This window comes from Novosphingobium sp. 550D, from assembly GCF_057401885.1.
Genome location: NZ_CM171613.1, coordinates 2,775,032 through 2,802,023 on the forward strand (window position 1 = coordinate 2,775,032; position 26,992 = coordinate 2,802,023).

Genomic DNA, 26,992 nt, shown 5'->3' on the forward strand with positions numbered 1-26,992 from the left:
GAATTTTCGGTGCGTTCACACGCTGTCCTTCCACAATAATGCCTCATCCATATGCAGGGTAAAGCGGGCGCCTTTCCTGTCATGGCGGTTGGCGGCGGCGGCTCGCACCCCCATGGCTTGGGCAAATCCCTTGACGATGGCCAAACCAAGGCCCGTTCCGCCGTTCCGATCGGACCCTGCCACGCGGGTAAAGGTTTCAAAGACCAGTTCCTCACTGCCGGGAGGCAATCCTTCGCCTTCGTCCATGACGCAAAGGTTGATCCCGCCGGCCACCCTTTCGGCCATGACGGTAATCGGGCTTGGCGCGGGACTGTATTGAACCGCGTTCTGGATCAGGTTGATTAGGCAATGATGCAACAATTGCGCATCCAACCGCACCAAAGGCAGGTCGGGCGCAATCTGCATCTGCACTTCGCGCGCGCCCAACATACGGCGCAGGTCATGCACCGCGCTGCTGACCGCCTCGGCCAGATCGACAGGTTCGAGGTGCAATTTCACCGCGCCCGTCTCAATCCGCACCATATCCAGCAAATTGGCGACAAAGCGCTGCAACCGTCCGGCTTCGGTGCGGGCCAGCGCCAACACCTCGGCCTGTTCCACCGAACCGGGCGAAAGATCATCAACAAGCCCGATGACGGCGGTCAACGGCGTGCGCAAATCGTGGCTGACCGAGGACAACAGAGCAGCCCGCAAGGCGTCACGCTCTTCCAACCGCTGCAACTGCCCGCGCTCGACTTCCAACCGGGCGCGGTCCAGCGCCAGCCCGGCCTGATCGAGAAAGCTGGAGATCAGCGGCAGCATATCGGCACGCACCGCCTGTTCCATATTCGCATGGGCCACGCCAAACACGGCCAAGGCCCTGCCCCCTGCCTCAACGGGCAAAAAGCGCCATTCGGCGGCGCTGAGCGTATCCGAGCCGCGTCCTGCGGGGCGAAGGTTATCAAAGGCCCATTGCGCCACCACCAGATCAAAAGGTTGCAACGCAACGTCCGGGGCCGAGGCCGCTACGACTTGAAACCCACCCTCACCCGGCATGAGCAGAACGGTATAGGCTTCGAGAAGCCCCGCGCTTTCCTCGCACAGCACTTTTGCGATGGCGCCAATGTCGCCAAGCCCCGTCAACCGGCGCGCAAATCCGGCAAGCGTATGGCTTCTGGCCGCGCTGGCCCGCGAAAACAGGGCTGTGTCGCGCAAACGTCCCGCCATGTGGCTGGCCCCAATCGCCACGGCCAGCAACACGACCACGGTGATGATGTTCTGCGGGTCTTCGATCGTGAATGTGTAGAGCGGCGGGATAAAGAAGAAATTATACGCCAGCGACGATATCAGCCCCGACGCAATGCCGGTCCACAGCCCAAAGCGCGCCGCCGCCAGCATCACAGGCAGGAGATAGAGCAGCGCAATATTGGTGATATTGCCCAACCCCGCAATCAGCGTGCCAAGCAATGTCACAATGGCGATGAGCAGGCTGGAAACCGCCAGACCGGCCGGTGTCGGCCAGACGCCGGATCGGCCCTGTTCGCCAAAGCTCCGGGCAGGACGGGATGGCCGCGTGGCGATGACATGCAACGCCATGTGCACGTCCGATGCCAGCAGGCGGCGATGAAGCGCCTGTGATCGCCAAAGCCGGTTCCACAGGTTCTGTTTGCCGGTTGCGCCCAGCACAAGAACGGTCGCCCGCAATTCGCCCGCAATTTGCAACAGCCCGTCAACCACATCGCCGGCCGACAGGGTGATCACTTGCGCGCCAAGCTGGGTCGCCAGATGCAGGCAAGCCTCCAGCGTCTGGCTCTGGGCCATTCTGTGGGGGGTTTCGATATGAACGGCGGTCCATGGCGCGCAAAGCGAGTCCGCCAGCCGTTTGCCAGCCCGAACCACCTCGGCCCCGGTATCATTGTCGCCCACCGCGACCAGAACCCTGTCGCCAACGCCATAGGTGCCGCGCACCGCATGGGCGCGCAAATAGTCCAGCATTTGCGCATCGACCGCCTGTGCCGCGCGGCGCAGGGCCAGTTCACGCAGCGCGGTCAGGTTTGATTTGGAGAAAAAATGGCTGAGCGCGCGGCTTGCCTCTTGCGGAACATAGACTTTGCCCGCTTTGAGCCGCTCGATCAGTTCATCGGGCGGAATGTCCACGACCTCGATCTGGGCGCTGTCCAGCACCCGGTCGGGCAGGGTTTCGCGCACCCGAATATTGGTGAATGAGGCGACCAGATCGTTGAGGCTCTCCAGATGCTGGACATTGAGCGTGGAAAAGACGTCGATACCCGCATCCAGCACTTCCTCGACATCCTGCCAGCGTTTGTCATGGCGGCAATCCGGGGCGTTGGTGTGGGCAAGTTCGTCGATAAGGACCAGCGATGGGCGGCGGGCGATGATGCCGTCAAGATCCATCTCGCTCAGCATTTGGCCGCGATACGGGATCTGTCGACGGGGGATGATCTCGAAACCGGCCATGCGCGCCTCGGTTTCCGCGCGGCCATGGGTTTCGATGACGCCAATGACCACATCCTCGCCCATATCGCGGCGCTGGGCGGCCTCGCTCAACATCTCGCAGGTTTTGCCTACGCCCGGCGCCGCCCCAAGGAAAACCTTGAGGCGGCCCTTGCGCGGCCCGTCCTGCTCGCGCTCTGGCGAACTATTCTGTGCCAGACTGCGCAGCAGGGCATCGGGATCAGGACTTGCGTCGCTCACTGTATCTTCATGCTCCCTTGGGGGATGCCTCGTCCAGCGCCAGATTGAGACGCAGCACATTGACCCGCGCCGCGCCCAACACACCGGCCAAAGGCGTTTCGATGGAGGATTTTACCAAAGCCTCCACCTGTGCCGGGCGCATATGACGCGCCGCGGCCACACGGGGCACCTGCCAAAAAGCCGCCTCGGGGCTGATATGAGGGTCAAGCCCCGAGGCAGAGGTTGTCACCATTTCAGGCGGGACGTCTTGATGGCTTTGGGCGCGCAGGACGGCATGGTCCTTGGCAATGCGTTCGGCCAGAACCGCGGAGGCTGCGCCAAGATTGGACCCGGCCGACGCGCTGGCATCATAACCATTGGCGCCAGCCGCCGAGGGGCGCGGGTGGAAATAGGCGGGCGAGGAAAATCCCTGTGCCAGCAATTGCGAACCAATGACCTGACCATTCCGGGTGATCAGGCTGCCATTGGCCTGATGGGGGAACAGCGCCTGTCCGGTCATTGTGATCAGCGCGGGATAGGCCCCGCCCAGCAGCAGCGCAAAGCCGATCGTCATCACGCAGGCGGGGCGCAGGGCAGCGGTAAAAGTGGAAAGCATGGATCTTCTCCCTCAGGCCAGATTGAGCGCGGCCACGCCAAGGTCGATCAGCTTGATCCCGACAAACGGGGCAACCAGACCGCCCAGCCCATAGATCGCCAGATTGCGCGAAAGCAGCGCGCCAGCCGCCATCGGGCGATAGGTCACACCTTTGAGCGCCAGCGGAACCAAGGCCGGAATGATCAGCGCATTAAAGATGATCGCGGACAGGATCGCGCTTTGCGGGCTGGCCAGACCCATCACGTTAAGCGCGCCAAGGCCCGGATAAAGAACGACAAACATCGCCGGAATGATCGCGAAATATTTGGCTACATCATTGGCCACACTGAACGTCGTCAGCGCGCCGCGCGTCATCAGCAATTGCTTGCCCAGGCCCACAATCTCGATCAGCTTGGTCGGATCGCTGTCCAGATCGACCATATTGCCCGCCTCGCGCGCGGCCTGTGTGCCGGTGTTCATCGCTACGCCCACATCGGCCTGCGCCAGTGCCGGGGCGTCATTGGTGCCATCGCCGCACATCGCCACCAGACGCCCACCTTGCTGTTCACGCCGGATCAGCGCCAGCTTGTCTTCGGGCGTGGCCTCGGCAAGGAAGTCGTCCACGCCAGCCTCGGCGGCAATGGCAGCGGCGGTCAGAGGATTGTCGCCGGTGATCATCACCGTGCGGATGCCCATGGCCCGCAATTGGGTGAAGCGTTCGCGGATGCCCGCCTTGATGACGTCTTTCAGCGCGATTACGCCCAGCAGCCGGCCATTTTCGGCGACGCCCAAAGGGGTCTGTCCGGCGCGGGCAATTTCGTCCGCGATCCGGCGCATCTCTGTGGCGGCGGGCGTATAGGCGGTGTCGGGATAGGCGCGCAGCAGCGAATCCACAGCGCCCTTCTGCACGATCCGTTCCTCTATCCGAATGCCCGACAAGCGGGTCTGGGCGGTAAAGGGAATGACCTCGGCCCCGGTGGGCAGGCTGGCCTGCGCGTGATAGCCCTCACGCGCCAAAACGACGATGGAACGGCCTTCGGGCGTTTCGTCGGCAAGACTGGCCAAAAGAGCCGCTTCGGCCAGACGTGTGATGGGCGTGCCCAGCAGCGGACGAAATTCCGATGCCGCGCGGTCGCCCACGGTGATCGTGCCGGTTTTGTCCAGCAGCAGGACATCAATATCACCCGCGGCCTCGACAGCGCGCCCGGATTTGGCCAGCACATTGAAGCGCACGAGGCGATCCATGCCCGCAATGCCAATGGCCGAAAGCAGCGCGGCAATGGTGGTGGGGATAAGCGTGATAAGCAAAGCGGCCAGCACCGCCACCGGGACGCTGCCCCCCGCATAATGGGCAAAGGCCGGGATCGTTGAAACCGCGATCAGGAAGATGATGGTCAGACCCACCAGCAGAATGGTCAAAGCGATTTCATTGGGCGTCTTTTTCCTTTCGGCCCCTTCGACCAAGGCAATCATGCGGTCAAGGAAGCCCTGCCCCGGTTCCTGTGTCACGCGCACGGTGATCTGGTCGGAAATGACACGGGTGCCGGCGGTTACGGCGCTGCGGTCGCCGCCTGCCTCGCGGATGACGGGGGCGCTCTCGCCGGTGATGGCCGCTTCATTGACCGAGGCCACGCCTTCGATCACCTCGCCATCGGCGGGGATCAGGTCGCCGGTGGTGACCACCACCACATCGCCGCGCGAAAGCTGGCTGGCAGGAATGGTGCGCCCATCGGGCAATCGGGCCACAAGGTCGGATTTGGTCGCGCGCAAACTGGCCGCCTGTGCCCGCCCGCGCCCTTCGGCCAGCGCCTCGGCAAAGGTGCCGAACAACACCGTCAGCCAGAGCCAGACGATCAATTGCAGTTGAAAGCTGAGCGACAGGCCGCTCCCCCCGACCACCATCAGAATGCAAAGCAAAAGCGCGACAATGGCGGTGGTGAAAAGAACCGGATTTTTGATCAATTCACGCGGGGCCAATTTAAGCACCGCATCGCGCGCAGCCGGAAGGACCAGTTCGGCCGCAAACATGGATTGGGGCGTGGACATCGATGTTCCTCTCAAAAACTCTTGCCGGCAATCGCCGTCACCTGATCGGCGATGGGGCCAAGGGCGAGGCTGGGCAAAAAGGTCAGGCCGCCAAGGATCAGGATCACGCCCACCAGCAGGCCGACCCACAAGGTGCCGGTGGTAGGAAAGGACCCGGCGGTTTCGGGCGTATGCTTCTTGGCCGCCAGAGAGCCCGCGATGGCCAGAACCGGCACGATGACGAAGAAGCGTCCCACCCACATGGCCGTACCAAGCAGGCCATTGTAAAAAGACGTTCCCGCGCTCAGCCCCGCAAAGGCCGAACCATTGTTGGCCGTGGCCGAGGAAAAGGCATAAAGGATCTCGCTGAAACCATGCGGGCCTTTATTCAAAGGCCCCACCAGCCCTTCGGGCAGCACAGCCGCCAGCGCGGTAAAGCCAAGGATCGAAAGCGGCAGCACGGCAATCGCCAGCACGGCCAGCTTCACCTCGCGCGCCTCGATCTTCTTGCCGACATATTCCGGGGTGCGCCCGACCATCAGCCCGGCGACAAAGACTGCAAGAACGGCAAAGAGCAGGAAGCCGTAGATGCCAGCACCCACCCCGCCGATCACGATTTCGCCCAATTGCATGTTGAACAGCGGAATCATGCCGCCAATGGCGGTAAAGCTGTCATGCATGGCGTTGACGGCCCCGCAACTGGCCGCGGTGGTGACGGTGGCAAACAGGGCGCTGGCGGCGATGCCAAAGCGTAATTCCTTGCCTTCCATATTGCCGCCGGAAAGGCCCGCATGGGTCAGCGCGCTGAAACCTTGCGCTTCCTGCCAGTAGGTGATGCCCGCGCCGGCCAGAAACAGGATGAGCATGGCCGCCAGAATGGCCCAACCCTGACGCGTATTGCCCACCGCGCGGCCAAAGCACCATGTCAAACCCGACCCGATGGCAAAGATCGACAGCATCTGAACGAAATTGGTGAGCGCCGTGGGATTTTCAAAAGGATGGGCCGAATTGGCGTTGTAAAAACCCCCACCATTGGTGCCCAACATCTTGATGGCTTCCTGGCTGGCGACAGGCCCCAGCACGATGCTTTGTTTCGCGCCTTCCAACGTGTGGGCATCGATCAGCGAGGCGAAGGTCTGGGGCACGCCGCTGGCCACCAGAAACAAGGCATAGATCACGCTGATCGGCAGCAGGAGGTAAAGCGTGACCCGCGTGCAATCGGCCCAGCAATTGCCTACTGTCGCCGCCTCGTGGCGGGCAAAGCCGCGAAACAGGGCAAAGGCGATGGCAATGCCGGTGGCCGCCGACAGAAAGTTGTGAATGGTCAGCCCGACCATCTGGCTGAAATTGGAAAGCACGCTTTCGCCGCCATACCATTGCCAGTTGGTGTTGGTGACAAAGGCGATGGATGTGTTCATCGCCCCATCGGCGCCAATCCCGGCCAGCGCGCGCGGGTTCAACGGCAAAACAGCCTGAAGCCGCAGGATCGCATAGGTAAAGACGGTGAGCGCCACCTGAAAGGCCAGCATATGCAGCGCATAGGCAAGCCATGTCTGTTCGCGCGTGGGATCGATGCCCGATGCGCGATAAAGGCCCCGCTCGATCGGCCCCAGAACGCGATGCATCGGCGTTGCGCGTCCTTCATACAGGGCAAAGAGCCACGCCCCGACGGGTTTAGCCATCAGGGCCACCAGCGCAGTGAAGGTGAGGATCAGGCCCCAGCCGGAAAGGGTCATGGGCAATTCCTCTCTAGAATTTTTCGGGCCGCATCAGCGCGACCACCAGATAGGCAAGAAGGCCCAGCGCGGTGAACGCGGCCAGAGCAAGCGGAATGGGCATGGTGGCTCTCCGGTTCAGGCTTTGGTTGCAAGCCGCAGGAAGGCGAAGGTAAGCAGCACAAGGCCGGCCAGAACGGCCAGCCAGACGAGGTCATTCATGTGACATCTCCGTCGGATGAGGATGCGGGCATTATTGCAAAGGCCGCGGTGGTCGCGGCATCGCGCGGACCAGATTGTCGCCGGCAAGAAGAAGGGTCAGTGCGCCCCACAGGATCATGACCGCCACCAAAGCGACCACGAATTCCATCGGGCTTTGCGCAGGCTTTGCCCCCGCATGACGCCAGCCATAAAGAACGCGCACCAGCGCCCCGACCGGCAGCAGGCCGATCAGACCAACCGCGCGCAACAGAATATCCGTGCGAGGGCCGGGCCGCAGGCGAAGCGGAATGGTTCGGGTGAAAAGCTGTGACACGCTTGAGGCTCCTGCCGGATGGGCAGGGACGCTGATGCCTTGGGACCGCATTAAGCTTCCAGATGAAGCTGCGGGCTCTTGCGTGAAGAATGCGTAAAGGTGGGTCTGGGCGCTTCGAACCTTATGGCTGAGGGGCTTTGGCTTCACCCCTCCCCATCATGGCCTATTCCAACCCCAATTGCCCGCGATCCACCAGTGAGGCGACCAGTTCGGCGCGCGAAGCCGATACCCGGTATTCGGCATCCACTTGCCGCAAACGGGCGTCTGCGGCGGCTTCTTCGCGCAGGTTGACCAACAGAAAGTCGCTGGCGCCAAGGCTGAAGCGCCGCCGTTCCGCCTCGGCCATGCGCGCGGCCAGCCCGGCCTCGTCATGGGCCAGATGGGCCAGCTTGTCCGAGCCTGTCACCTGTGTTTTCAGATTGGCGATTTCGACCGATAATTGCTGTTCCAGCAAACGGCGACGTTGCACCAACGCATCGGTTTCGGCTGCGGCCTCGGCCATTTTTCCGCGCGCCTGACGCTGCTCCAACGGCATGGTAAAGCGCAGCCCCACGATGGCTTCGGCAGGACGGCGGACATAGCCCATGGGGCCGCCATCGCCGATGTCTTTCGATCCCTCCACGCGCAGGTCGAGCCGGGGGCGCATCTCGTTTTGCGCCATGGCGCTGCGCGCGGACGCCTGTGCCAGCCGCGTCATCAGCATTTGCATATCGGGCCGCGCTTTGATGGCCTCATCCTCATTCATACCCAGCGGCGGGGCAAGGCGCGGCAAGGCACCGGGCAATTCCTCGGCCTTGGGGACAACGGGCCGCCCTTCTTCGTCGCGCCAAAACAGCGAAAGCGCATTGGCCTGGATCGCCAGATCCTGTTCCGCCCGCACCAACAGGGCCTGACGGCGCACGATGTTCTGCTGATTTTCCACCACCAGCATCGCCTGCCTTGCCCCGGCGGCCACCTGCTTTTCAATCGAGGCTTGTCGCGCGGATGCCAATTCCAGCAAATCACGATAGATACGCAGGCGTTGCCCGGCCGCCGCCCATTGCTGATAGGCCTCAATCGCGCGGCGCTGGACGCCGACCGCCACCATCTCGCGTTCAAGTTCGGCCAGATCGGTGTCCAACCCGGCAATTTGCATCCGACCACGCCGATCATCGATCAACCTGTCACGCAGCAGCGAAAAGACCGCCCCGACCTTGACCTCGCCCAGAGAATTGGTGACCGATTTGCCGTCATAGCCGGGAAACGGCCCCATAGAGAGGCGATAGCCCGCGTAATAATTGCCGCCATTGCCGGTCATGGGTCGGGTTGCCTTGGCCTCGGCGGTGGCATTGTCATAATAGCCCAGCGCCCGCCATTGCACGTCGCCGTCAAACACCAGGTCATAAAGGCCCTGTGTCGAAAGCATACGTGCATCGGCCTGTTTCTGGCGCGCCACGGCTTCGAGGATTTGCGGCGCATGGGCGGCCGATGATTGCAACACCTGTTTCAGTGTCAGTTCGGCCGCGCCCGCCGCCGAAGCGGAGAGCGCCAGCGCCGCGCCAATCAGAGCACGGATCACTTACCCTCCTCCTCATAGGAGTCCTTGGACTTAGCTTTCGCCTTGTCCCCCTTGTCGGACAACGCCTTGCCCAGCCCCTTGCGCGGCCCCGGATTTTCCGGCGGCGTCATCTCCAGCGGGAAGTCATTAAGCTGGCGCCACAATTCATAGCCCACGCTTACGGTTTCCATCTGAATCCACCCGCGCACCTTTGACCCCAACCGAACGAAATTATTATCCGGCCATGGCCGCAAGCCCGGCATCGGTTCGATCAGCACACGAAAGAGGCCATTGTTCAAAGCCGACGGGTCAATCGAGCGCACGCGTCCATCAAACATGCCCTGCGCCACCGACGGCCATCCGCTGAACTGAATGGCGGGCCAGCCTTCGAAATTCAGCCTTACCCTTTGCCCGCGCCGCACCATGGCAACGTCGCGCCCGTCGATCTGCAACTCGACCACGCGTTCGGAATGTTCGGGGGCAAGCGTTGCCAACCAGTCGCCCGCGCTGACCAGCGATGCGCCGACGTTGGTGTTGATGGCCTGAATACGCCCGTCGCGCGGCGCACGTACAACCTGTGCAGATTGGCGGTTCAGCGCAATATCCACCCGGCTCAACTTAGCCTTGGCCTCGGCCAATTTGGCGGCATGTTCGGCAACCTTGATCTGCGTATTTTCGTAATCGCGCCGCGCGGCCAACCCGTCGGCATAGAGCGAACGCGTGCGCTCGACATCCAATCGGGCCACGGCCATCGCCTGCGCCACCGAATCGATCTGGGCCAAAACCTGCGCGCGTTCCGCGGCCATGCGGGTCAAAACATCGGGATCATTGTCAACGATCTGGGCGATTGGGTCGCCCGCTTTGACCTCTTGGCCATCGTTCACATACCATTTTTCCACCCGGCCCGGCACCAGAGCCGTGATCTGTTGCACCCGGTCATGTGGATCGAGCGCGGTCACGCTGCCCCTGCCCGGCGCGGTTTGCACCCATGGCACCAGAAACAGAAATGCGACGATGGCGGGAATGGACAGCGCGATCATCCATGCCACCACCCGCATCACGCGCGGGGGTTTCATGGCGCTTAACGTAGCGAAACGGTCAAACCGGCTCATGCCTGCGCCCCCCCGACCAGTTTGCCATCCATTCCGGCCGCAAGGCGTATGTCGTCCAATTGTCCCCCACGGATTTGTTGACGATTGCCCAGCCAGAGCCAGCCGTCACGCTCCAACCCTTCGGGACGACCGGTGAATTGCAGAACGCTGGTGCCTGTCTGACGCAAATGCTGCAAAACCTTGTCCAATCGCGCGGGCGGCAAAAGGTCATAGAGCGGCGAGAGCACGAGCACCTTTGGCCGGGCCAGCAATGCGCCAGCCAGTTTGAGCGCCATCGTTTCCCCCACAGCCAGCGGCCAGCCCAGCGGAGAGAGCATCGTGTCCATCCCTTGCGGCAATTGTCCCACACGATCAGCCAGACCAACCATATCCAGCGCTGCAATCATCTCGTCGTGGCGATCGCCGCTGGCCAATGAAAGATAATCGCGCAAGGACAGGTCAACGATCGTCGGCCGGTCCAGCACCACCACATCCGAACGCAGGCGCAGCATGTCATAGGTGCCGATATCCGCGCCGCCCACCGTGATCAGGCCGCGCGCGGGCGTGTCCAACCGCTTGAGCAAAACCGATACCGCCCGGTCCACCCCCGGCGCGGCCAGAATGGCCAGTTGTTCGCCGCTGCTGACCGAAAAATTCAGGTGATAGTCGCCCAATTCCACGTCGCGAAAGGCAATCGCGCCATTGGGCAAAGCGGGCGCATCCGCTTTTGGCGTGCTTTCCTGTGGCAGATCCCAAAAAAGCGACAGTTCTTCGAGCCCGCCCACCAGATCGTAGAAAATTTCCAGATAATTGCCCATCTGCGCAATGCCGTAAAACACCCCGGACAGGATCAGTTCGGCCGCCACCAATTGACCAATCGAAAGCTCGCCCGCGATGATCAACATGCCGCCCATGGTCAACAGACCGGCGCTGGCACAGGCGTAAAGCAGCAAGAGGCAGATGGTTTGCGAAAAGGTATAGCGGAAATGGGCACGATGCTTGGCCACATAATCTGCGGTCAGCGCTTCGGATTGGTCGATGGCGAAATGCATGTGGCGGCTGGATTTGTAAAAGCCATTGGATCCGCCAACCCCATCCAGCCAATGCGCGGCGGCATGTTTGGAATGGCTGACGGCGATGGCGGTGGTAAAGGCGCCGCGCGCCCACAGCATCAGGATCAACGCAATGATCGTGACCAACAGAACGTTGAAGGCAAGAAAGAAGGGGTGATAGAAACTGGTCACGACAAGGCCGACAGCGCCCTGCAAAACAATCGCAAAACCGCCCACCAACAGGCTGGTCAAAGCCTTTTGCACGGTGGCCATGTCGAAAAACCGGTTAAACAGATCGCCGCGGCGCGCGTCGTGAAAGAAAGGATTGCGGGCATGAACCGCACGCAGCGTAATTTCCGCCATCATCCGCGCGAAAAAGCGCCGCTCGAACAAGGCCATCACATGCACACGCAACGCGCTGAGCAGGCCGGCCAGCAGGAGCAGGCCAAACAGGATGGCCGAAAGTGTGAAGAGCGGTGCAGGCAGCGCGATATTGGCAACGGCGTTGATCAGCAATTGTACCGAGATCGGCGTGGCCAGAGAGAGCAGTGAAATGGCGGCGCCATACATTAACGCCATACGCAAATATGGCCCATCCGGCCCCAATATCAGCCCGATCCACCGGGCCACCTGCCGCATTCCCACATTCTGTTTGGCCATGCCCCATCCTTTTCGCAGTTGCAGCAGCTAAATAGCGGCTATTCCTTACCCTTCAAGTTCAGGAATACCCCGCAATAAAACGAAACATTGAGGAAATGGATTGATTGCACTTGGGCCTATGCGGCCATTGCTTCACCCAACTCTCGCTATTTCGCCAGCGGTCAAATCACGGGTCAAATTTGCCCAAACCACCCAGCGCCACGGAACCAATATGGATCAACAGTGATCTATTGAAAAGTAACATTAGGATAATCACCTAAACATTGTTCGTGCGAACCAGCGTTTCACCCAATTTTAACGCCGCACATCTAACCAGCGTGGGTACATGCGATCAGCGAGCGTCCCCCTAAGCTTGCTGGATCTCCCCTCTCATGATCAACGTTGCCTTGTGCATTGCAACCGAACACGACCCTTGGTTGGTCGCATTGGCTGTATTTGTATGCCGTGTTGGCGCTTTTGCCGTCATTCAGATGTTTACCCGCGCCCAGGCTACATCGGGAGGCCAACGCATCGCCTGGCTCTTTCTAACATCGGTGGGCGCCGGTGCAACCATTTGGTGCACCCATTTTGTTGCGATGTTGGCCTATCGTGCCGGCGTGCCGGTCCATTTGGACCCCGTTTTTTTACCATCGTTTCGTTGATTGCCGCCACGATGGGCACGGGCGCAGGCTTTGCCATTGCCACGTGGAAGAAGTCCGCAGCCTATGCCGGAGCGGGGGGCGTACTGATAGGGCTGGCCATTGCGGTCATGCATTTCTGCGGGATGATGGCCTATCGCGTCGATGGGATCGTGGCGTGGCGCAAGGAATATGTGATCGCGGCCGTGCTTGGTTCGGTCCTGTTTTCCGCCGCCGCGATGATCGCATCCCAACAAAGCCGCCTTGCGACCTATCGTGCGCCCCTGTCCACGGCGCTGCTGGTCTTGGCGATTGCGACTTTGCATTTTACCGCCATGACCGCGCTGCACATCACCCCACTGCGCATCAGCGCCGCGCCGATGGAACCGCAGCAGATGGAAGCGCTGGCTCTGGCCACGGCGATTGTCGGTCTGCTGGTGATTGCGGTCGGTGTCTTTGCCGCGTTGATCGACCGTTGGACGCGTTCCGACGCGATGAGCCGCCTGCACCATATGGCGATGAACGATGCGCTGACGGGCCTGCCCAATCGCATCAGCTTTCAGGATGAGCTTAAACGCCAGATCGAAGTGGCGCGGGTTACCGGGACAAAGCTGGGCGTGGTGGCCATTGACCTTAACCGTTTCAAGGAAATCAACGATATTCACGGCCACAAGGTCGGTGACGATGTACTGATTACACTGGCGCGGCGCATGACCGCCGAATTGGGGCGCAATCAGATGATTGCCCGATTGGGCGGCGATGAATTTGTCGGACTGATCCGTTTTGACAACCGCCCCGCACTGGCCAATTTTACGGGACGGATCAAACAGGCGCTGGAAAAGCCGCTGGAAATCAGCACATTCGATACATGCGTCGGGGCCAGCATTGGCGTTGCCATCTATCCCGATGATGCCGATGCGGCCGACACGTTGACCAACAATGCCGACATGGCCATGTATCGCGCCAAGAGCCGCCGAGCGCCTGAACCATGCTATTACGATGCGGTTTTGGACGATGCGATCCGTGAACGCCGTGATCTGGCCAATGACTTGCGTCAGGCTATCGGCTTGAACCAGTTGGAGCTGCATTATCAGGTCCAGACCTCGCTCGTGACGTCGGACGTCACGGGTTACGAGGCCCTGCTGCGCTGGACCCATCCGGAACGCGGCGCGATCCCTCCGGCGGTGTTCATTCCGATTGCCGAGGAAAACGGCCTGATCCTGCAACTGGGCGAATGGGTGATGCGCCGGGCGTGCAGCGATGCGGTAAAATGGGATCATGGCGCCCGCGTGGCGGTCAACGTATCGCCCATGCAATTGTCGCATGCCGACCTGCCACGGCTGTTTCACCAGATTCTGATGGACACCGGCCTGCCGCCGCGCCGTCTGGAAATCGAATTGACCGAATCCGCCATCATGGCCGACCGCGACCGCGCGCTGCACGTCCTGCGTCAGATCAAGGCGATGGGCGTAGGCGTTGCCCTCGACGATTTCGGAACCGGCTATTCCAGTCTGGAAACCCTGCGCGCCTTTCCTTTTGACAAGATCAAGCTTGACCGCCTGTTCGTTTCTGAACTGGAAAACAGCCCGCAAGCCGTCGCCATTGTCCGCGCGGTTCTGGCGCTGGGCAAAAGTCTGGCCATCCCCGTTCTGGCCGAAGGGATTGAGACGGCAAGCCAGTTGGGCGTCCTAAAACGCGAAGGCTGTGACGAGGTGCAGGGGTTCCTTTTCGGATATCCTCAAACCACCGCTCAATATATCCCTATCATTCTGGCGGAGCAGCCCTCCAACGGCGCGGGAGATGTAAGCACCGCCGCCTGAGATATGTTTGGCCCGGTTGGCGCATACATGCCAGCCGGGCCTGTTCGTCACGCCATCATATTGCCGCTCAGCAAATGCCCTGCCTCGCGTTTGATGATCTGCGCCACCTCGGCATAGTTTTCGCTATAGACCGAGTCATGGCGCCAAATGGCCGCGACGGAACGCGCATAGGACCAATCCTCAATTATCAATGGCGTGATGATGTTTTTTCCGCCAATTTCTGAACGCAAATAAAGTTCGGGCAGGATGGCCAAACCCAAACCTGACGCGCACATCTGGCACAGGCTGTCGAGGCTGGTCCCTTCATAATCGTCGAGCAGTTCCAGCCCCAATTCATCGCAAATCTCACGCGTTTGTTGATGAAACGGGTAACGCGGATCGATGCTCAGCGCCTGAATGCCGACCAGATCGGCGCGTTTCAAATGCGACCGGGCCGCAAGAGCATGGTCGGGCGGCGCGACCAGATAGAGCTTTTCATCGAACAAAGGCTCAACGTGCAGATCCGCCCCGCCCAGCGCCAGAGGCGTCAGAACCATGTCGAGCGCCCCGCTGCGCAACTCAAACATCTGGTCATTGGGGATCCCCTCGCGAATATGCAGGCGAAGGTCGGGCATTTCCTGTTTCAGTATGCCGACAATCCCCGGCAACAGATAAGGGCCAAGCGTCGGAGAAACGCCAAGGCTGATCGTTCCGACCAGTTCCCCCACGCTGCGCCTTGCCGTTTCCTCAAGGTCGTTGAGGTCGAGCAAGAGTTTACGCGCGCGTGCCACGATTTCCTTGCCAACCGGCGTTGGCCGCACCGGCGTCATGGAGCGATCAATCAGACGGACCCCAAGGCTTTCCTCCATCTTCTGCAATTGAAGGCTTAACGTCGGTTGGGAAACATGGAGATAGATCGCGGCCCGGCGAAAGCTTTGATGATCAGCGACGGCGACCAGATATTGCAATTGGCGGAAGGACAACATTCATCGTTGATAGATAATATCAATCAATTCGTCCACAACCTTTCAATTGGACCTATCGGAAACTGAACTGCATCCTGTGGCCTGTCCATGAACAAGGCAGCACAGCCAACCCTCTCAATGGAACAGGAGATGACACGTGAAGGTTCCCTATTTCGCTCTGGTGGCCTCTGTTGGGCTGATTGCGCCCGCCACGGCGTTTGCTCAGGCCCCACAGGCGGCGGCATCCTCGGCGCTGGTCGTTGGCGCCATGACCTATGACCCGCAAGGCGGCGAAGTCGGCAAGATCGAGAGCATTTCCAACGATGCCATCGTCATCAACACCGGTGCCAGCAAGGCGGCATTGCCCAAGAGCGCCTTTGGCACCAATGCCAAGGGCCCGATGGTGACGATGACCAAGGCCCAGATCGACGAGCAGGTCGCCGTATCGGCGCAAAAGTCGGCCGCCGCGCTTGAGGCCGCCATGGTCGTCGGCGCCGAAGTAAAGGGCAAGGCGGGCACGCCGGTTGGCACGATCAAGGAAGTGAAACCAGACCTGATCATCATTGACCGCGCCGCCGGACCGGTCTCGCTGACCAAAAAAGCCTTTGGGCTTGGTGCTCAGGGCCTTTTCATTTCACTTACCGCCGCCGAACTGGATGCCGCGGCCAAACAGGCCAAGCCTTCGGCTTGACGGATTGCAGGCGTCGGGAATGCTTCAAACAGGATTTCCGACGCCACATCTTCATTTTTTAATGAAGAATCTAATTCAAACTGATGATTTCCAACGACGATAGCCAATGATGGCCAGAACCACCATCGCTGCGTAAAGACCGGCGGTCAGGAACAGCCCTTTGAAAATGAACATGCCGACATAAAGCACATCAACCACGATCCACAGCAGCCAACTTGCCGCATGACGTCGCGCCGTCCAATATTGGGCAACAAGGCTGAAGCTGCTGAGCCCGGCATCCATCCACGGGATGGCGGCGTCCGTATAATGGCTGGTGAACCAACCGATCGAGACGGCGCCAATCGCCCCCAAAGCCAATCCACCCAGCGCGGAATGGTTGCTCAACGGCTGCACGATCACCTGCCCATCCCCGCCCCGCCCTTTCAGCCAGGCGATCCAGCCATAGACTATCGCCACGCCAAAGACCGCCTGAAGCGCCATGTCAGCATAGAGCCGTTCATCGAGGAACAGTTTGAAATAAAGCGCGCAGGCCATCAGGTTGACCGGCCAGCACACCATCACCCGTCGCGCGGTCAGCCATATGCCCAGAAAACTGACCACGACCCCGATGATTTCCAGAACGGACATTATAGCCCCATCCCTTCGCGCAATTGCCGCAGAAAGGATTGGCCATTGTCCGACCCGAACCACCGCGCATGGCCGATCAGATAGTCATCCCACGCCATCGACGCTTGCGCCTCATCCTTGAGAATGCCCGCGAAATAGTCGACCTCGGACATCGCAAATTCGATATGGACCAAAGGCAAGAGATCAAGCAAGGTTACTAAATCAGAAGTACTTAACGGCGCTATCTCACAATAGGCTTGAACCAAGACAAGCGCCGTCGCGACATCCCCCTCCATCGGCGCATCATTGCCCAAGTCAAGCCATGGAATAGCGCAACGCTCAATCGCCGTGGCCAGATCGTGCAAAGCGCAGGTTTGCGTCGCAAGGCCTAAGTCAAAGACCGTCGCAACCTCTCCCTGCGCAGACCAGAGCAGGTTGGAGGGATGCCAGTCATTATGCGTCCACAGCGCAGCTTGGCCCGCCAGCCTATCGCAAAGCCCATGGCCAAACTGTGCAAAGATCCCAGCCAGTTCCCCCTGCCAGTCGCGCGCCCGCAGATAACGCGCCAAGGCAGGCCGCGCCGCGATATAGGCCTGCGCCGCGCCGCGCCAATCGGCGGCGGGCACGATGGTAAAACTGGCGATCAACGGGTCCGCCCCACGCGGCGGCGCATCATAATCGCGCGCCGCCAAATGAAGCCGCGCCAAAGCATGACCGGCAGCGCGGGCATGATCCATGGACAGAAAACCCGTCCATGAATGCCTGTCGCGATAGAGATCCGCGCCGGGCGATGCGCGATGGAGTTCATAGGTCCACTCCCCCAGCCCCAAGGCCCCCACATCGCCCGCCGCCTGCGCCATGACCTCCGGCACGCTCACCCCGCCCTTGCGCAAATGCGCCATAAAGCGGTGTTCCTGCGTCAAGCCATCAACGGAACGCAGGGTCTGATGGTGCCGCTTCAGGATGAAAGTGCCACCCTCGGCCTCAACCCTTGCCGCCGCCGAAAACGGACGCGGCGAATGCCATGGCAGCGCAATCACGCGCCCCGCCTGCGGGAAATGGGCCAGAACGGCCTCCGCCTCACCAGCGTTGATCGCTGGCCAGGCGGGGGGTTCAAGCACTTTACCCATGCCGTGGACCAAATGATCCGATGCAGGCGCGTTGGCGGACATCAGAACGCGCGCGAGATGGTCGCCACAAAGGCGCGCCCGCCGCCGATATAATAGGTCGGAGCATAGCCGGAAATGACCGAGCCATTGCGCCCAACGGTGTCCTGCGCATTCATGCCAAAGCTCTGCACACCCGACAGGACGCGCGGATTGGTGATGTTGATGGCGTTGACGCGCAAATCGGTGCGCTTACCATCGACCAGCTTGGCCAGATGGACGCCCAATGACAGATCAAGCGTGGCATAGCCGGGAATGCTCTCGTCATTCATAAAGGTCGAATATTGGCGCGCGACATATTTCAGCGCCGTGCTGCCAAACAACAGGCCATCGTCATAGGTGCTGCCTACGCCAAACTGATAGGCGGGCGCGGCACCCGCGCGCTTGCCCTTGGTGGGCAGCCAATCGCCATTGACCGGCAAATCGCTGTCGATCCGCGTGTGCAGATATTCGCCCGAAACATAAAGACTGACGCCCTTGGCCGGTCGCCAGTCGATTTCGCCATCCAGACCATAGGAAGTCTGGCTGCCGCCATTGATCGTCGAATTGACCAGAGCGCCGCCGCTGTTCACGACGGTTGCGACCTGTCGGTTGCGGAAATGGTAATGAAATCCGGTCATTGAGAACGAAAGGTTAGGTCCGATATAACGATAGCCCAGTTCCTGAGACACCGAATATTCGTTTTTGAGGTCAGTCGTCCCCCGCGTGCTCACCGCGCCATAATCATAGGTGTTATAGAGAGTGAACTCATTGGGCGCGCGGAAATTGGTGGTGATATTGGCAAAGACCTGCTGGCGGTCATCGATCCGGTAATGCAGCGCGGCACGCGGCAAGGCGGCGAACTTTTCAAACCGCACCCCCGATTGCGGACCGGGCAGGAAATTGCGCCCGCTGCGCAAGGCATCGACGCCCTTGAAACCAATGTCGGCGGTCAAACGGTCGCTGATCGTGATGCTGTCGGCCACAAAGAACGCCTTGGACACTGTCACCGTCCGTATATTCTCATAGGCCAGCAAGCGACCATCGGCGGTGCGGATCGCATTGGCGGGATAGCCCCATTCGTCGGCCGGCTGCCCATCGCTGCCCACCGGGGTGTAGGTCTGCTGTACACGGTCATTGCCGTAATCGAACCAGATCCCGCCCGTCAGACGATGCGCGCCCACCTGCAACATCAATTTCGTCACATTGCCGGCGCGAAACTGATTGCCGGTCCAATTGCCCAGAACCGTGGCCAGACCCGAAGCATCCGCGCCGGGCAGATTGATCGGCTGGGTCAATTCCTCGGTGCCCAGATAATTGCCCGTGGTGGTCAATTGCATCCCATAGGGCGAATTGCCGTAACCCCATTGCAGATACGTCGTGGTGTCCAACGTCAAACGGTCGTTGATCTGAATATGCACCGGGGCCGAGAGATAGATATTGCGGAACGGCGCACGATAGAAACGCCAGTAACTTGTATCGCCAACCGTATAATTCTTCTCGAAATTATATCCGCGCCCATAGGCTTTCCAATCGGCCAGAGAGGGGCTGGGATAGGTCGAAGTCTTGGCCTCGTTGAACGAGACGGCGAGACTGGCGCGATTGCCCTGCCCCCATTCCTTCAGCAATTTGCCGTCAATATGGTTGCGCAGATCATAGCCCGCCCCGCGCCAATTGTCGGCGCGATTGTTCGAATAGGACACAAAGGCGCGCAAGCCGCTGTTGCCGATAGTGCCGGTGTCGAAGCGGACAAAGCCGCGCCGTTCATTATACGAACCCAGCGAGAAATTGACCAAAGCCCCCCGCTTCTTGGCCGGATCATCCAGCGTCAGCGACAACAGCCCGCCCGTCGCGCCCAATGTCGGCGAATCCATATCCACCGCGCCTTGCGTCAGGGCGACCTGACGGATGTTTTCCGCGTCCGCAAATTGCGATGGATAGGCATAATAATAGCCGATGTCATTCTGCGGCGCGCCTTCCATCAACACGCCGATCTGATCCTGCCCCATCCCGCGCAGGGTCAGGCTGGAGGTTGCCGAAAGGCCGTAGGGATCGGTGGACGACACATTCGCGCCGGGCAGCAGGCTGACCAATTGGAACGCGTTGAGCGTCGGGGCCTGCTTGATGATGAAATCGGACGAAATCGCGCTGATCGCCTTGGGCGCGGTCTGGTCGGGCAATAGACCTTCGGGATCGGGATGACCGGTCACGCGGATGACGGCCGGATCATCGGCTTCTGCCGCATGGACCTGCGTCGCAAAGCCGGCCATGGAAACCGCCATCGAAAGCGCCAGCGCGCGCCCGCAGCCCCCCAGCAAACGCAAACGGATCAAATCGGCAGCCATCATCTTTTCCACGTCTCGCGCACTCCAACGGGAGAGACAACGGACTGGCCGCCAACCCTCCCTACGCCGGTGTCAACCGGATCAGGTTCAGCGGGTCGTGGTCTGCTGACCACCTCTCAGCCGCGCAACAGCGGCCCCCCGGGGATGCGCGGCCTCTAGGCGTTCTTTGGGCTTGTGGGAAGTCCTGTTGCGCATGCGATGCAACAACGATGATCGACTGCGACATTTTGGGCATAGCAACACTACGCCCCGATGGTGCTGGCCGGATGGCTTTCAGCGAAAACTGAGCGAGAGCGCGTGATAGAGTTTGGGGCGGCACACCAAAGAGCTGACCCAATCCGCGATCAACGCCGTGCCGAACAGAGGCAGGATCATCCCCCGGTCGGCAGTCATTTCCATCACGATGATGATCGCCGTCAGGGGCGCCCGCACCACCCCGGCAAAATAGCCCACAATGCCCAGCACCACGATGGCCCCGCTGGAATGTTCGGGAAAGGCCATCGACAAGGCCTGCCCCAAACCGGCGCCAACCGAGAGGGTGGGCGCGAAAATGCCCCCCGGTGCCCCGCTGATGGCCGTGGCCATCGTCGAAATCAGCTTTGCCGGACCGAACAACAGCGATGCCTGATGCCCTTCGAGCAAGGCGCGCGTGGTTTCATACCCCGTGCCCCATGACAGGCCGCCACTGGCAATTCCGGTCAAGGCGACGATCAAACCGCAACCCCCGGCCAGAAGCAGCGGACGCGCCTTGATCCGCACCAGCCAAGGCGCCCCGGACCAAGCCATCGCCACCATCACACGCGAAAACAATCCGCCCAGCACGCCCCCGATCACCCCGGCCAGAGGCACGACCAGCAACATGGCATGAAGGTCCAGCCGGGTGCTCATCGCCCCGAAATAGACATAGTCACCCGACAGGCCCAGACTGACCAGACCGGCGATCATCACCGCGGCCATCACCTGCACCGCGACCTTTTGCTCAAAGGCCGACGCCAGTTCCTCAATCGCAAAGGCCACCCCGGCCAAGGGCGTGTTGAACGCCGCCGCCACACCTGCCGCGCCGCCTGCAATCACCACGCCGCTGGTCACGGGAATGCGAAGGATGCGGTTTACCGCCACCATGATGGCGGCGCTGATCTGGACCGTCGGCCCTTCGCGCCCCGCCGAACCACCGGCCAGAAGGATCAGGATTGTGCCAAAGAATTTGGCCAATGCGGTCGTGGGCGACAGCAAGGCCTTGGCCTTTGCCCCATCAGGTTTGTGACAGGCCGCCATCACCTGCGGAATGCCGGAGGCGCGTGCCAAGGGCCAATAGCGCCGCGTACACCACACAACCGCCATGAACAGGGCGGGCGTCACGATCAACGGTGACCAGAACGCGCGGCGGTACATCGCAATAAACAGATGCTGCGCCCATTCGCCACATTGCGCGAAGATGATGGCGACAAGCGGCAGCAGCATGGCGCCAATGATGGCGGCCACCCTTGATTTCAAATTCCCGGTACGGCGCAAATTTGCAAACCATGCGATGGCTTGCCGATAGATCGACACAGCGGGCCTCATGTTCAGCCAAGCTTGGAAGGCTTGGCCCTTAGGCCGCAAATGCTCGGCCGTCTATGGGGCGTTGGCGGGTGGAGGCGGCGCAAATTGCAATTGCGCTTGCGCAACCTTGATTGTCTTCGATGGCGCCGCCACCGTCACGGCAATCCCGGCCTTCTGCAATTGCTGAACAAAGGCGGCGCTTTCTTCCTCCGCGCCCAAAAGCACAACGCGGTTCAACCCCCAACGCGTCACCGCCCAGACCGCCAGATCCGGCGTGACCGCATCGGTTTCATCCTGTTGCCCATCCAAAGCGACGTTGAGATTCGCGCTGGCAGGCGGGACAATGGCGACATGCCATCCTTCGGCCACCTGTTGGGCCATAACTTCCACCCGGCGATAATCCTCCAGCCGCCACCCCGGCGCGGCGACAGGTGCGACAAAGACCGTGCGTTCCGTTCGGTTCATCCATAGCGATGAGGTGGGCAAACCAATTGCGGCGCGAATACGTGCATAGGGCGGAACATCGGCGGCGATCCCCGCCGCAGTACGCTCCATCGCGGCATCAACCATTGCCTGCGTCTGGGCGGGCAAGTCCGCGGCCAGCACCTGTTGCAGCTTGACCGTTACTTTTTCCGCCCCATCGGCAATCAACGCCTTGCGCAACACATCATCGGCATCGCGGGAATAACGCGGCGTCACCACCAGCGCGCTCACCTCTGGATCACCCAGCAGCGGCCATGTCACGTCTAATTGGGCAATGCGGCTGTTGGCGCCATCGGTGGCCTTGGCAATGGCGGCCCTTGCGGTCTTGCGCAGACCGGCCTCGCGGCTGACCTGCGACAGCGTCAGGCCCAGCGGAACGGCCAGTACCGCAAAAGCGCCAAGCCCGGCCAAAACATAGCGCGGCGACCAGTCCACATCACGGTCGGGCAAGGCCGCGCCGCTGAGCCGGGCCACCAACGCAAAGGCAAAAGCGATGGCCGAAAGGTTGGTAAGAAAAAGTAACAAGGCGCCGATGGCAAAGGCGGGCTGCCACACGGCAAGGCCATAGCCCACGGTTGCCAAAGGCGGCATAAGCGCCGTTGCGATGGAAACGCCAATCGCGGTCCCACCCTTTTTCATCACCGAGGCATAGCCCCCGGCCAGCCCGGAGAGCAAAGCCACCACCAGATCGAGCAAGGTCGGCTGGGTCCGCGCGATGATTTCCGGCGTGGCATTCCGTATCGGGCTGAGCCAGGTGATCAGGATGCCGGTCAGAATACCGATGGCCGCGCCAACCGCCACCACCTTGGCCGCGTCACGTATGCGATGGCCGTCGAGCGCGGCAAACCCAAAACCCAGCGCCGCAATCGGCCCCATCAACGGCGAAACAAGCATCGCCCCGATCACCACCGCCGTCGAGGATTGCAACAGGCCCAGCATGGCAATGCCCGCCGCCAGCCCGCACATCAGCGCAAAACCGCGCGACAGTCGCCCGTCATCCTCAACCTGCTGGCGGATTGCGGCGGCTTCCTCGTCGCTCATGTCCGGCAAGAGCACGAGATGGGCCAGTTTCACCCGCCAATAGCGCAGCCGTTGGTGCCAGTTTCTCAATGCACCGTTTCCCCTGTTACGCCATGACGCTGTTTGATCCGTTCGATCAACGCGCCGATGCTTCCGCCCTGTACGATAACGGCAAACAGGACGACGATATAGGTCGCCGCCAGAATGGCGCTGCGGATCGGGCTGTCGGGCAAGGACAAGGCCAGAGCCACCGAAATGCCTCCGCGCAGCCCGCCCCAGACCAATGTCGGCAAGGCCAGCGGCCCCATATCGATCATGCGCCGCATCGCCACCAAGGGCACGCCCACCGAAATCACGCGCCCCGCCATGACCAGAACGATCGAAATCACCCCCAGCGCCAGCAAAGACAGATGTGGCGCAATCGCGATCACTTCCAGCCCGATCAGCAGGAACAGCACGGCATTGAGAATCTCGTCAATCAAGGCCCAGAATTTGAGCAGATAGTCCTGCGTCACATCGCTCATCGCATGGGCGACGCCCGCATTGCCGATCACAAGGCCCGCAACCGCCATCGCCACCGGCCCGCTGATATGCAGCGCCATGCCAAGGCTGTATCCGCCCATCACCACGGCCAAAGAAATCATCACCTCGATATTATATTCATCGATGCTGCGCATGGCGCGAAAGGCGATCCAGCCGATGATCAGGCCGAGCAAGGCCCCGCCGCCCGCTTCCTGAAGGAAATCCATCGCCGCGTGGGACAGGTGGAACTCCTCGCCGCCCGTCGCGATGGCCAGAAGGATGGTGAAAACCACCACGCCCACGCCGTCATTGAACAGGCTTTCCCCCGCCACCGTCGCCTGAAGCGTCGGGGGCATGGCGGCGCGCTTCATCACGGCCATGACGGCAACCGGATCGGTCGGGCTGATCAAGGCGCCAAAGACCAGCGCCCAGCCAAGCGGCACCATGACCCCCAGCCAGCCGGCCGCCAGCCAAAAGGCAAAACCCACCACCATGGTCGAGATCAACACGCCAATTGTGCTGAAAATGATGATGGGCCAGCGCCCTTTGCGCATGTGCGACCAATCGACATGCAACGCCCCGGCGAACAGCAGGAAGGACAACATCCCCTCCATCAGGGTGCGATGGAAATCGAGTTGTCCCAGAAAAGCGTTGAATTGCGGCGCAAGCTGGCTGGACGGCATCAACCGGTCAACCACCAGCACCAGCAGAGAGGCAATCGCCCCCATCACCGTCAACCCGACCGAAGCGGGCAAACGCAGCCAGCGGTGGTTGGCGTAACCCAACACCGCCGCCGCCACGATCAATACCGCCGCTGCGTCAAAGGGGGAGAATGTCGGGGACACGGCAAGGCCTCTCTATCGTATCTGTCGAGGCCCATTTTGATGCCCCCGGCATGCTTGTCCAGCAAAACCGAACCTTTACTATGCCTCTTTTAGGCGACCTTTGGCGCAAGGTGCCACACCGGCGGCGCCTCTTTGGCCAGAAGGCGGCGCATTTCGTCCGCGATATAGTCCCGCGTCATGGGCAGAACATCCTGACGCTTGACGCTCTGAATGTGGAAATTGACCATGCTGCCCTGTCGGAACGCCTGTTCGGCCCCGGCCAGATAGAATTGCCACATACGCAGCATCGGCTCGTCATACATGGCGGTAATCTTGTCCGCATGCAGCGTGGTGCGCCGATACCATTCGGCCAGCGTATGGGCATAGTGATAGCGCAGGATTTCAACATCGCCCAATTGCCAGCCGGTGCGCTCAATCGCGCCGACCAACTCGCTCATGGCCGGGATATAGCCGCCCGGAAAGATATATTTGCGCGTCCATGCGTCGGTATAGCCGGGCCGTCCGGTGCGCCCAATCGTATGGGTCAACATGATACCGTCATCGGCCAGTCGATCAAACGTATGGCCGAAATATTCATCAAAATGACGCGCGCCGACGTGTTCGATCATCCCGACACTGGTAATCCGATCAAATTTGTCCGTCAGATCGCGATAATCCACCAGCCGGAATTGCACTTTGTCGGCAACGCCTGCGGCCTGCGCCCGTTCCTGTGCGAATTTCACCTGATCGGGGGCCAGCGAAATGCCCAGAACCTCGCAACCGTAATTGCGGTTGAGATAGAGCGCCAACCCGCCCCACCCGCAGCCAATGTCCAGCACCCGCATCCCGCGCGCATCGGTCGGCAGGGCGAGCTTGGCCGCGATCAGCGCCTTTTTCTCCAATTGCGCCTGTTCCAGCCCGACCTGCGGCTGGGCGAAATAGGCCATCGTATATTGGCGATCCTCGTCCAGGAACATTTCGTAGAATTGTCGGGTCAGGTCATAGTGATGGCGAACGTTCTTGCTGGAACGATGGCGGTCATTGAATTGGTCCAGACGCCATGCCACGCGGTCAATCCATTGCCGCATCCGGCCCGGCGCCTCCATATGGCCCTTGGCGGCCTTGACCTCTGCGCCGATCATCAGGATCAGATCGCGGATGTCATGGGGCGGTTCCACCACCAGCCATCCGCGCATATAGGCTTCACCCGCGCCAAGTGATGGATGGCGCGCGATATGGGCCGCCGTTCGTTTGTCGGTAAAGCGAAGATGCAATGGAGCACCCGCGCCGGTGCCGTAATGATAGACCCGTCCGTCCGCATCGGTAATCTGTAATGGCCCGGTGCGGATGGAACGACGAAGGAAGCGATCAAGCAACCACATGTTTCGTCCTTTCATCCCGTCGCATATCAATTCCGCAAAGGCGAAATTGGTTCCGACGAATGGCCGCGATTTGTTTATTTCGCAGCAGGAAACATCCGGAATATACCATAGTCGTAATGACCGCTCCAGCCCTGTATCAGGGTATGAGCGCTGGTTCCCGCCTCTCCTTTCTCTCACGCTTTTCCAGATACATGGCGGCATCGGCCTTTTGCAGGGCCTGATCCGTGGTCAAATGCTGCGGATCGGCGCTGATGATGCCAAGGCTGGCGCCAGGATAGTAAAAGCGGCAGGCGGGTAAATCATAGTCCCCCTCGATCAGGGCGGAGATCCGTTTACGCATACCGGCGACAGGGGCGCCATCATCAGTGTCCAGCGCCGGGGCCAGTCCGGCCAGCACGAATTCATCCCCGCCCAGACGCCCAAACAGATCGCTGCTGCGCATACCTGCGGAAAGGCGCTTGCCCACCTCGATCAGGAAAGCGTCGCCGGTTTCGTGGCCATAGGTGTCATTGATCTGTTTGAACCCATCAAGATCGATAAAGGCCAATAGCACCTTGCGCCCTTCCCGCTGGGCCAGACCGAACAGGCGTGACAACTCCTGAAAGATAAAGCGGCGATTGGGAAGGCCGGTCAACGTGTCGGTAAAGCAAAAGCTTTCAAGCTGGCGATTGGCTTGTTTGAGCCGCTCCATCATATGTTCGCGCTGTATGTGCTGCTGGATCAACTGGCCGAACAGGGCAAGGATCTGTTGGCTTTCGGACGAGATGGGGCGGCGCTCGGCACTGGCGGCGCATAATGTTCCGAACAGGCTGCCGTCTTCCAGACGCAGGGGCGTTGACAGATAGGTGCATATGCCCAGTGCCTGCGCCGCTTCGGAATCGCCCCAACAGGCCGAAACATCCTCGGTGAAGGGCCGCCCTTCATCCAGCGCGCGTTTGCACAAAGTGTCATCCCAGGGCACTATGATACCTTCGGGTATCTGCATTTGCCGTGTGTTGCGCGCATAAATGACCGTCTGCACCCCGGCGTCCTCGTCAACGCGGGTTAAATAGGTGCTTTCCAGACCCGTTACCAATTCCAGCATAGCCAACAAAGGACGCGTAAGTTCTTCAACGGTTTGCGCGCTCATCAAAGTATCCGAAATCTGGACCAGCAATTCGTGCGACAT

21 protein-coding genes and 1 riboswitch are annotated in these 26,992 nt (G+C 60.7%); of the genes, 3 read left to right on the top strand and 18 right to left on the bottom strand.

What is annotated here, in order from left to right:
• Positions 1 to 15: 15 nt before the first annotated feature.
• The 9 genes from AC2S2E_RS13140 to AC2S2E_RS13180 all read right to left on the bottom strand — a co-directional run bounded on the left by AC2S2E_RS13140 (position 16) and on the right by AC2S2E_RS13180 (position 11,883).
• On the bottom strand, positions 16 to 2,694 hold the full coding sequence (locus AC2S2E_RS13140) for a DUF4118 domain-containing protein (protein WP_486522641.1): 2,679 nt from the start codon (positions 2,692 to 2,694) through the stop codon (positions 16 to 18).
• A gap of 7 nt (positions 2,695 to 2,701) precedes the next feature.
• A complete protein-coding gene (kdpC, locus tag AC2S2E_RS13145; RefSeq protein WP_486522642.1) occupies positions 2,702 to 3,289 on the bottom strand; it encodes a potassium-transporting ATPase subunit KdpC in 588 nt (195 codons plus the stop codon).
• A gap of 12 nt (positions 3,290 to 3,301) precedes the next feature.
• Positions 3,302 to 5,314: a potassium-transporting ATPase subunit KdpB gene (gene kdpB, locus AC2S2E_RS13150; RefSeq protein ID WP_486522643.1), complete on the bottom strand. Its 2,013-nt coding sequence runs from the start codon at positions 5,312 to 5,314 to the stop codon at positions 3,302 to 3,304.
• 11 nt (positions 5,315 to 5,325) lie between these two features.
• On the bottom strand, positions 5,326 to 7,029 hold the full coding sequence (gene kdpA / locus AC2S2E_RS13155) for a potassium-transporting ATPase subunit KdpA (RefSeq protein WP_486522644.1): 1,704 nt from the start codon (positions 7,027 to 7,029) through the stop codon (positions 5,326 to 5,328).
• A 13-nt stretch (positions 7,030 to 7,042) separates the two neighbouring features.
• Positions 7,043 to 7,132: a K(+)-transporting ATPase subunit F gene (gene kdpF, locus AC2S2E_RS13160; RefSeq protein ID WP_476107055.1), complete on the bottom strand. Its 90-nt coding sequence runs from the start codon at positions 7,130 to 7,132 to the stop codon at positions 7,043 to 7,045.
• Positions 7,133 to 7,261: 129 nt separating this feature from the next.
• Positions 7,262 to 7,543 (bottom strand): hypothetical protein, encoded by a 282-nt coding sequence (locus tag AC2S2E_RS13165; protein WP_476107052.1) that lies wholly within the window; start codon positions 7,541 to 7,543, stop codon positions 7,262 to 7,264.
• A gap of 163 nt (positions 7,544 to 7,706) precedes the next feature.
• Positions 7,707 to 9,101 (bottom strand): TolC family protein, encoded by a 1,395-nt coding sequence (locus AC2S2E_RS13170; protein WP_486522645.1) that lies wholly within the window; start codon positions 9,099 to 9,101, stop codon positions 7,707 to 7,709.
• Entirely contained in the window at positions 9,098 to 10,192 is a 1,095-nt protein-coding gene (locus AC2S2E_RS13175; RefSeq protein ID WP_476107049.1) for an HlyD family secretion protein, read from the bottom strand. Before AC2S2E_RS13175 ends, AC2S2E_RS13170 begins: the two co-directional genes overlap by 4 nt.
• Positions 10,189 to 11,883, bottom strand: a complete 1,695-nt coding sequence (locus AC2S2E_RS13180; RefSeq protein WP_486522646.1) for an ABC transporter transmembrane domain-containing protein — start codon at positions 11,881 to 11,883, stop codon at positions 10,189 to 10,191. The genes AC2S2E_RS13175 and AC2S2E_RS13180 overlap by 4 nt, the downstream gene beginning before the upstream one ends.
• Before the next feature lie 371 nt (positions 11,884 to 12,254).
• Between AC2S2E_RS13180 and AC2S2E_RS13185 the strand changes: the two genes are divergently transcribed.
• Both AC2S2E_RS13185 and AC2S2E_RS13190 read left to right on the top strand, forming a co-directional pair.
• The gene (locus AC2S2E_RS13185) at positions 12,255 to 12,524 is read left to right on the top strand and encodes an MHYT domain-containing protein (RefSeq protein ID WP_486522647.1); all 270 of its coding nucleotides are present in this window, start codon (positions 12,255 to 12,257) and stop codon (positions 12,522 to 12,524) included.
• Positions 12,521 to 14,320, top strand: a complete 1,800-nt coding sequence (locus AC2S2E_RS13190; RefSeq protein ID WP_486522648.1) for a putative bifunctional diguanylate cyclase/phosphodiesterase — start codon at positions 12,521 to 12,523, stop codon at positions 14,318 to 14,320. Before AC2S2E_RS13185 ends, AC2S2E_RS13190 begins: the two co-directional genes overlap by 4 nt.
• 47 nt (positions 14,321 to 14,367) lie before the next feature.
• Here AC2S2E_RS13190 and AC2S2E_RS13195 read toward each other — a convergent pair whose 3' ends face one another.
• Positions 14,368 to 15,285, bottom strand: coding sequence for a hydrogen peroxide-inducible genes activator (locus AC2S2E_RS13195; RefSeq protein WP_486522649.1), 918 nt, complete (start codon positions 15,283 to 15,285; stop codon positions 14,368 to 14,370).
• 136 nt (positions 15,286 to 15,421) lie between these two features.
• On the opposite strand from AC2S2E_RS13195, the gene AC2S2E_RS13200 reads away from it, so the two are divergent.
• A complete protein-coding gene (locus AC2S2E_RS13200) occupies positions 15,422 to 15,955 on the top strand; it encodes a hypothetical protein (RefSeq protein WP_486522650.1) in 534 nt (177 codons plus the stop codon).
• A 75-nt stretch (positions 15,956 to 16,030) separates the two neighbouring features.
• Here AC2S2E_RS13200 and pnuC read toward each other — a convergent pair whose 3' ends face one another.
• From pnuC to AC2S2E_RS13240, 8 genes are all read right to left on the bottom strand, one after another.
• Positions 16,031 to 16,582: a nicotinamide riboside transporter PnuC gene (gene pnuC / locus AC2S2E_RS13205; protein ID WP_486522651.1), complete on the bottom strand. Its 552-nt coding sequence runs from the start codon at positions 16,580 to 16,582 to the stop codon at positions 16,031 to 16,033.
• Complete coding sequence (locus AC2S2E_RS13210) at positions 16,582 to 17,733, bottom strand: phosphotransferase enzyme family protein (RefSeq protein ID WP_486522652.1); 1,152 nt, start codon at positions 17,731 to 17,733, stop codon at positions 16,582 to 16,584. Before AC2S2E_RS13210 ends, pnuC begins: the two co-directional genes overlap by 1 nt.
• Positions 17,733 to 19,976 carry a TonB-dependent receptor gene (locus AC2S2E_RS13215; RefSeq protein WP_486524603.1) on the bottom strand — a complete coding sequence of 748 codons (2,244 nt, stop codon included), beginning with the start codon at positions 19,974 to 19,976 and terminating at the stop codon, positions 17,733 to 17,735. The genes AC2S2E_RS13210 and AC2S2E_RS13215 overlap by 1 nt, the downstream gene beginning before the upstream one ends.
• Positions 19,977 to 20,092: 116 nt before the next feature.
• Positions 20,093 to 20,202: riboswitch (TPP riboswitch) on the bottom strand.
• 122 nt (positions 20,203 to 20,324) lie between these two features.
• Positions 20,325 to 21,614: a chloride channel protein gene (locus AC2S2E_RS13220; RefSeq protein WP_486522653.1), complete on the bottom strand. Its 1,290-nt coding sequence runs from the start codon at positions 21,612 to 21,614 to the stop codon at positions 20,325 to 20,327.
• Between the two features lie 51 nt (positions 21,615 to 21,665).
• A complete protein-coding gene (locus AC2S2E_RS13225; protein ID WP_486522654.1) occupies positions 21,666 to 23,150 on the bottom strand; it encodes a DUF389 domain-containing protein in 1,485 nt (494 codons plus the stop codon).
• Between the two features lie 32 nt (positions 23,151 to 23,182).
• Complete coding sequence (locus tag AC2S2E_RS13230; protein WP_486522655.1) at positions 23,183 to 24,463, bottom strand: cation:proton antiporter; 1,281 nt, start codon at positions 24,461 to 24,463, stop codon at positions 23,183 to 23,185.
• Between the two features lie 89 nt (positions 24,464 to 24,552).
• Positions 24,553 to 25,824, bottom strand: a complete 1,272-nt coding sequence (locus AC2S2E_RS13235; protein WP_486522656.1) for a class I SAM-dependent methyltransferase — start codon at positions 25,822 to 25,824, stop codon at positions 24,553 to 24,555.
• Positions 25,825 to 25,960: 136 nt separating this feature from the next.
• Positions 25,961 to 26,992, bottom strand: coding sequence for a sensor domain-containing diguanylate cyclase (locus tag AC2S2E_RS13240; protein WP_486522657.1), 1,032 nt, complete (start codon positions 26,990 to 26,992; stop codon positions 25,961 to 25,963).

Coding starts and splice junctions, on each gene's coding strand:
- AC2S2E_RS13175 (WP_476107049.1), bottom strand. CDS start 10,192: ATGAGCCGGTTTGACCGTTTCGCTACGTTAAGCGCCATGAAACCCCCG.
- AC2S2E_RS13180 (WP_486522646.1), bottom strand. CDS start 11,883: ATGGCCAAACAGAATGTGGGAATGCGGCAGGTGGCCCGGTGGATCGGG.
- AC2S2E_RS13220 (WP_486522653.1), bottom strand. CDS start 21,614: ATGAGGCCCGCTGTGTCGATCTATCGGCAAGCCATCGCATGGTTTGCA.
- AC2S2E_RS13185 (WP_486522647.1), top strand. CDS start 12,255: ATGATCAACGTTGCCTTGTGCATTGCAACCGAACACGACCCTTGGTTG.
- AC2S2E_RS13240 (WP_486522657.1), bottom strand. CDS start 26,992: ATGTCGCACGAATTGCTGGTCCAGATTTCGGATACTTTGATGAGCGCG.
- AC2S2E_RS13195 (WP_486522649.1), bottom strand. CDS start 15,285: ATGTTGTCCTTCCGCCAATTGCAATATCTGGTCGCCGTCGCTGATCAT.
- pnuC (WP_486522651.1), bottom strand. CDS start 16,582: ATGTCCGTTCTGGAAATCATCGGGGTCGTGGTCAGTTTTCTGGGCATA.
- AC2S2E_RS13210 (WP_486522652.1), bottom strand. CDS start 17,733: ATGTCCGCCAACGCGCCTGCATCGGATCATTTGGTCCACGGCATGGGT.
- kdpF (WP_476107055.1), bottom strand. CDS start 7,132: ATGCCCATTCCGCTTGCTCTGGCCGCGTTCACCGCGCTGGGCCTTCTT.
- AC2S2E_RS13215 (WP_486524603.1), bottom strand. CDS start 19,976: ATGGCCGGCTTTGCGACGCAGGTCCATGCGGCAGAAGCCGATGATCCG.
- kdpA (WP_486522644.1), bottom strand. CDS start 7,029: ATGACCCTTTCCGGCTGGGGCCTGATCCTCACCTTCACTGCGCTGGTG.
- kdpC (WP_486522642.1), bottom strand. CDS start 3,289: ATGCTTTCCACTTTTACCGCTGCCCTGCGCCCCGCCTGCGTGATGACG.
- kdpB (WP_486522643.1), bottom strand. CDS start 5,314: ATGTCCACGCCCCAATCCATGTTTGCGGCCGAACTGGTCCTTCCGGCT.
- AC2S2E_RS13235 (WP_486522656.1), bottom strand. CDS start 25,824: ATGTGGTTGCTTGATCGCTTCCTTCGTCGTTCCATCCGCACCGGGCCA.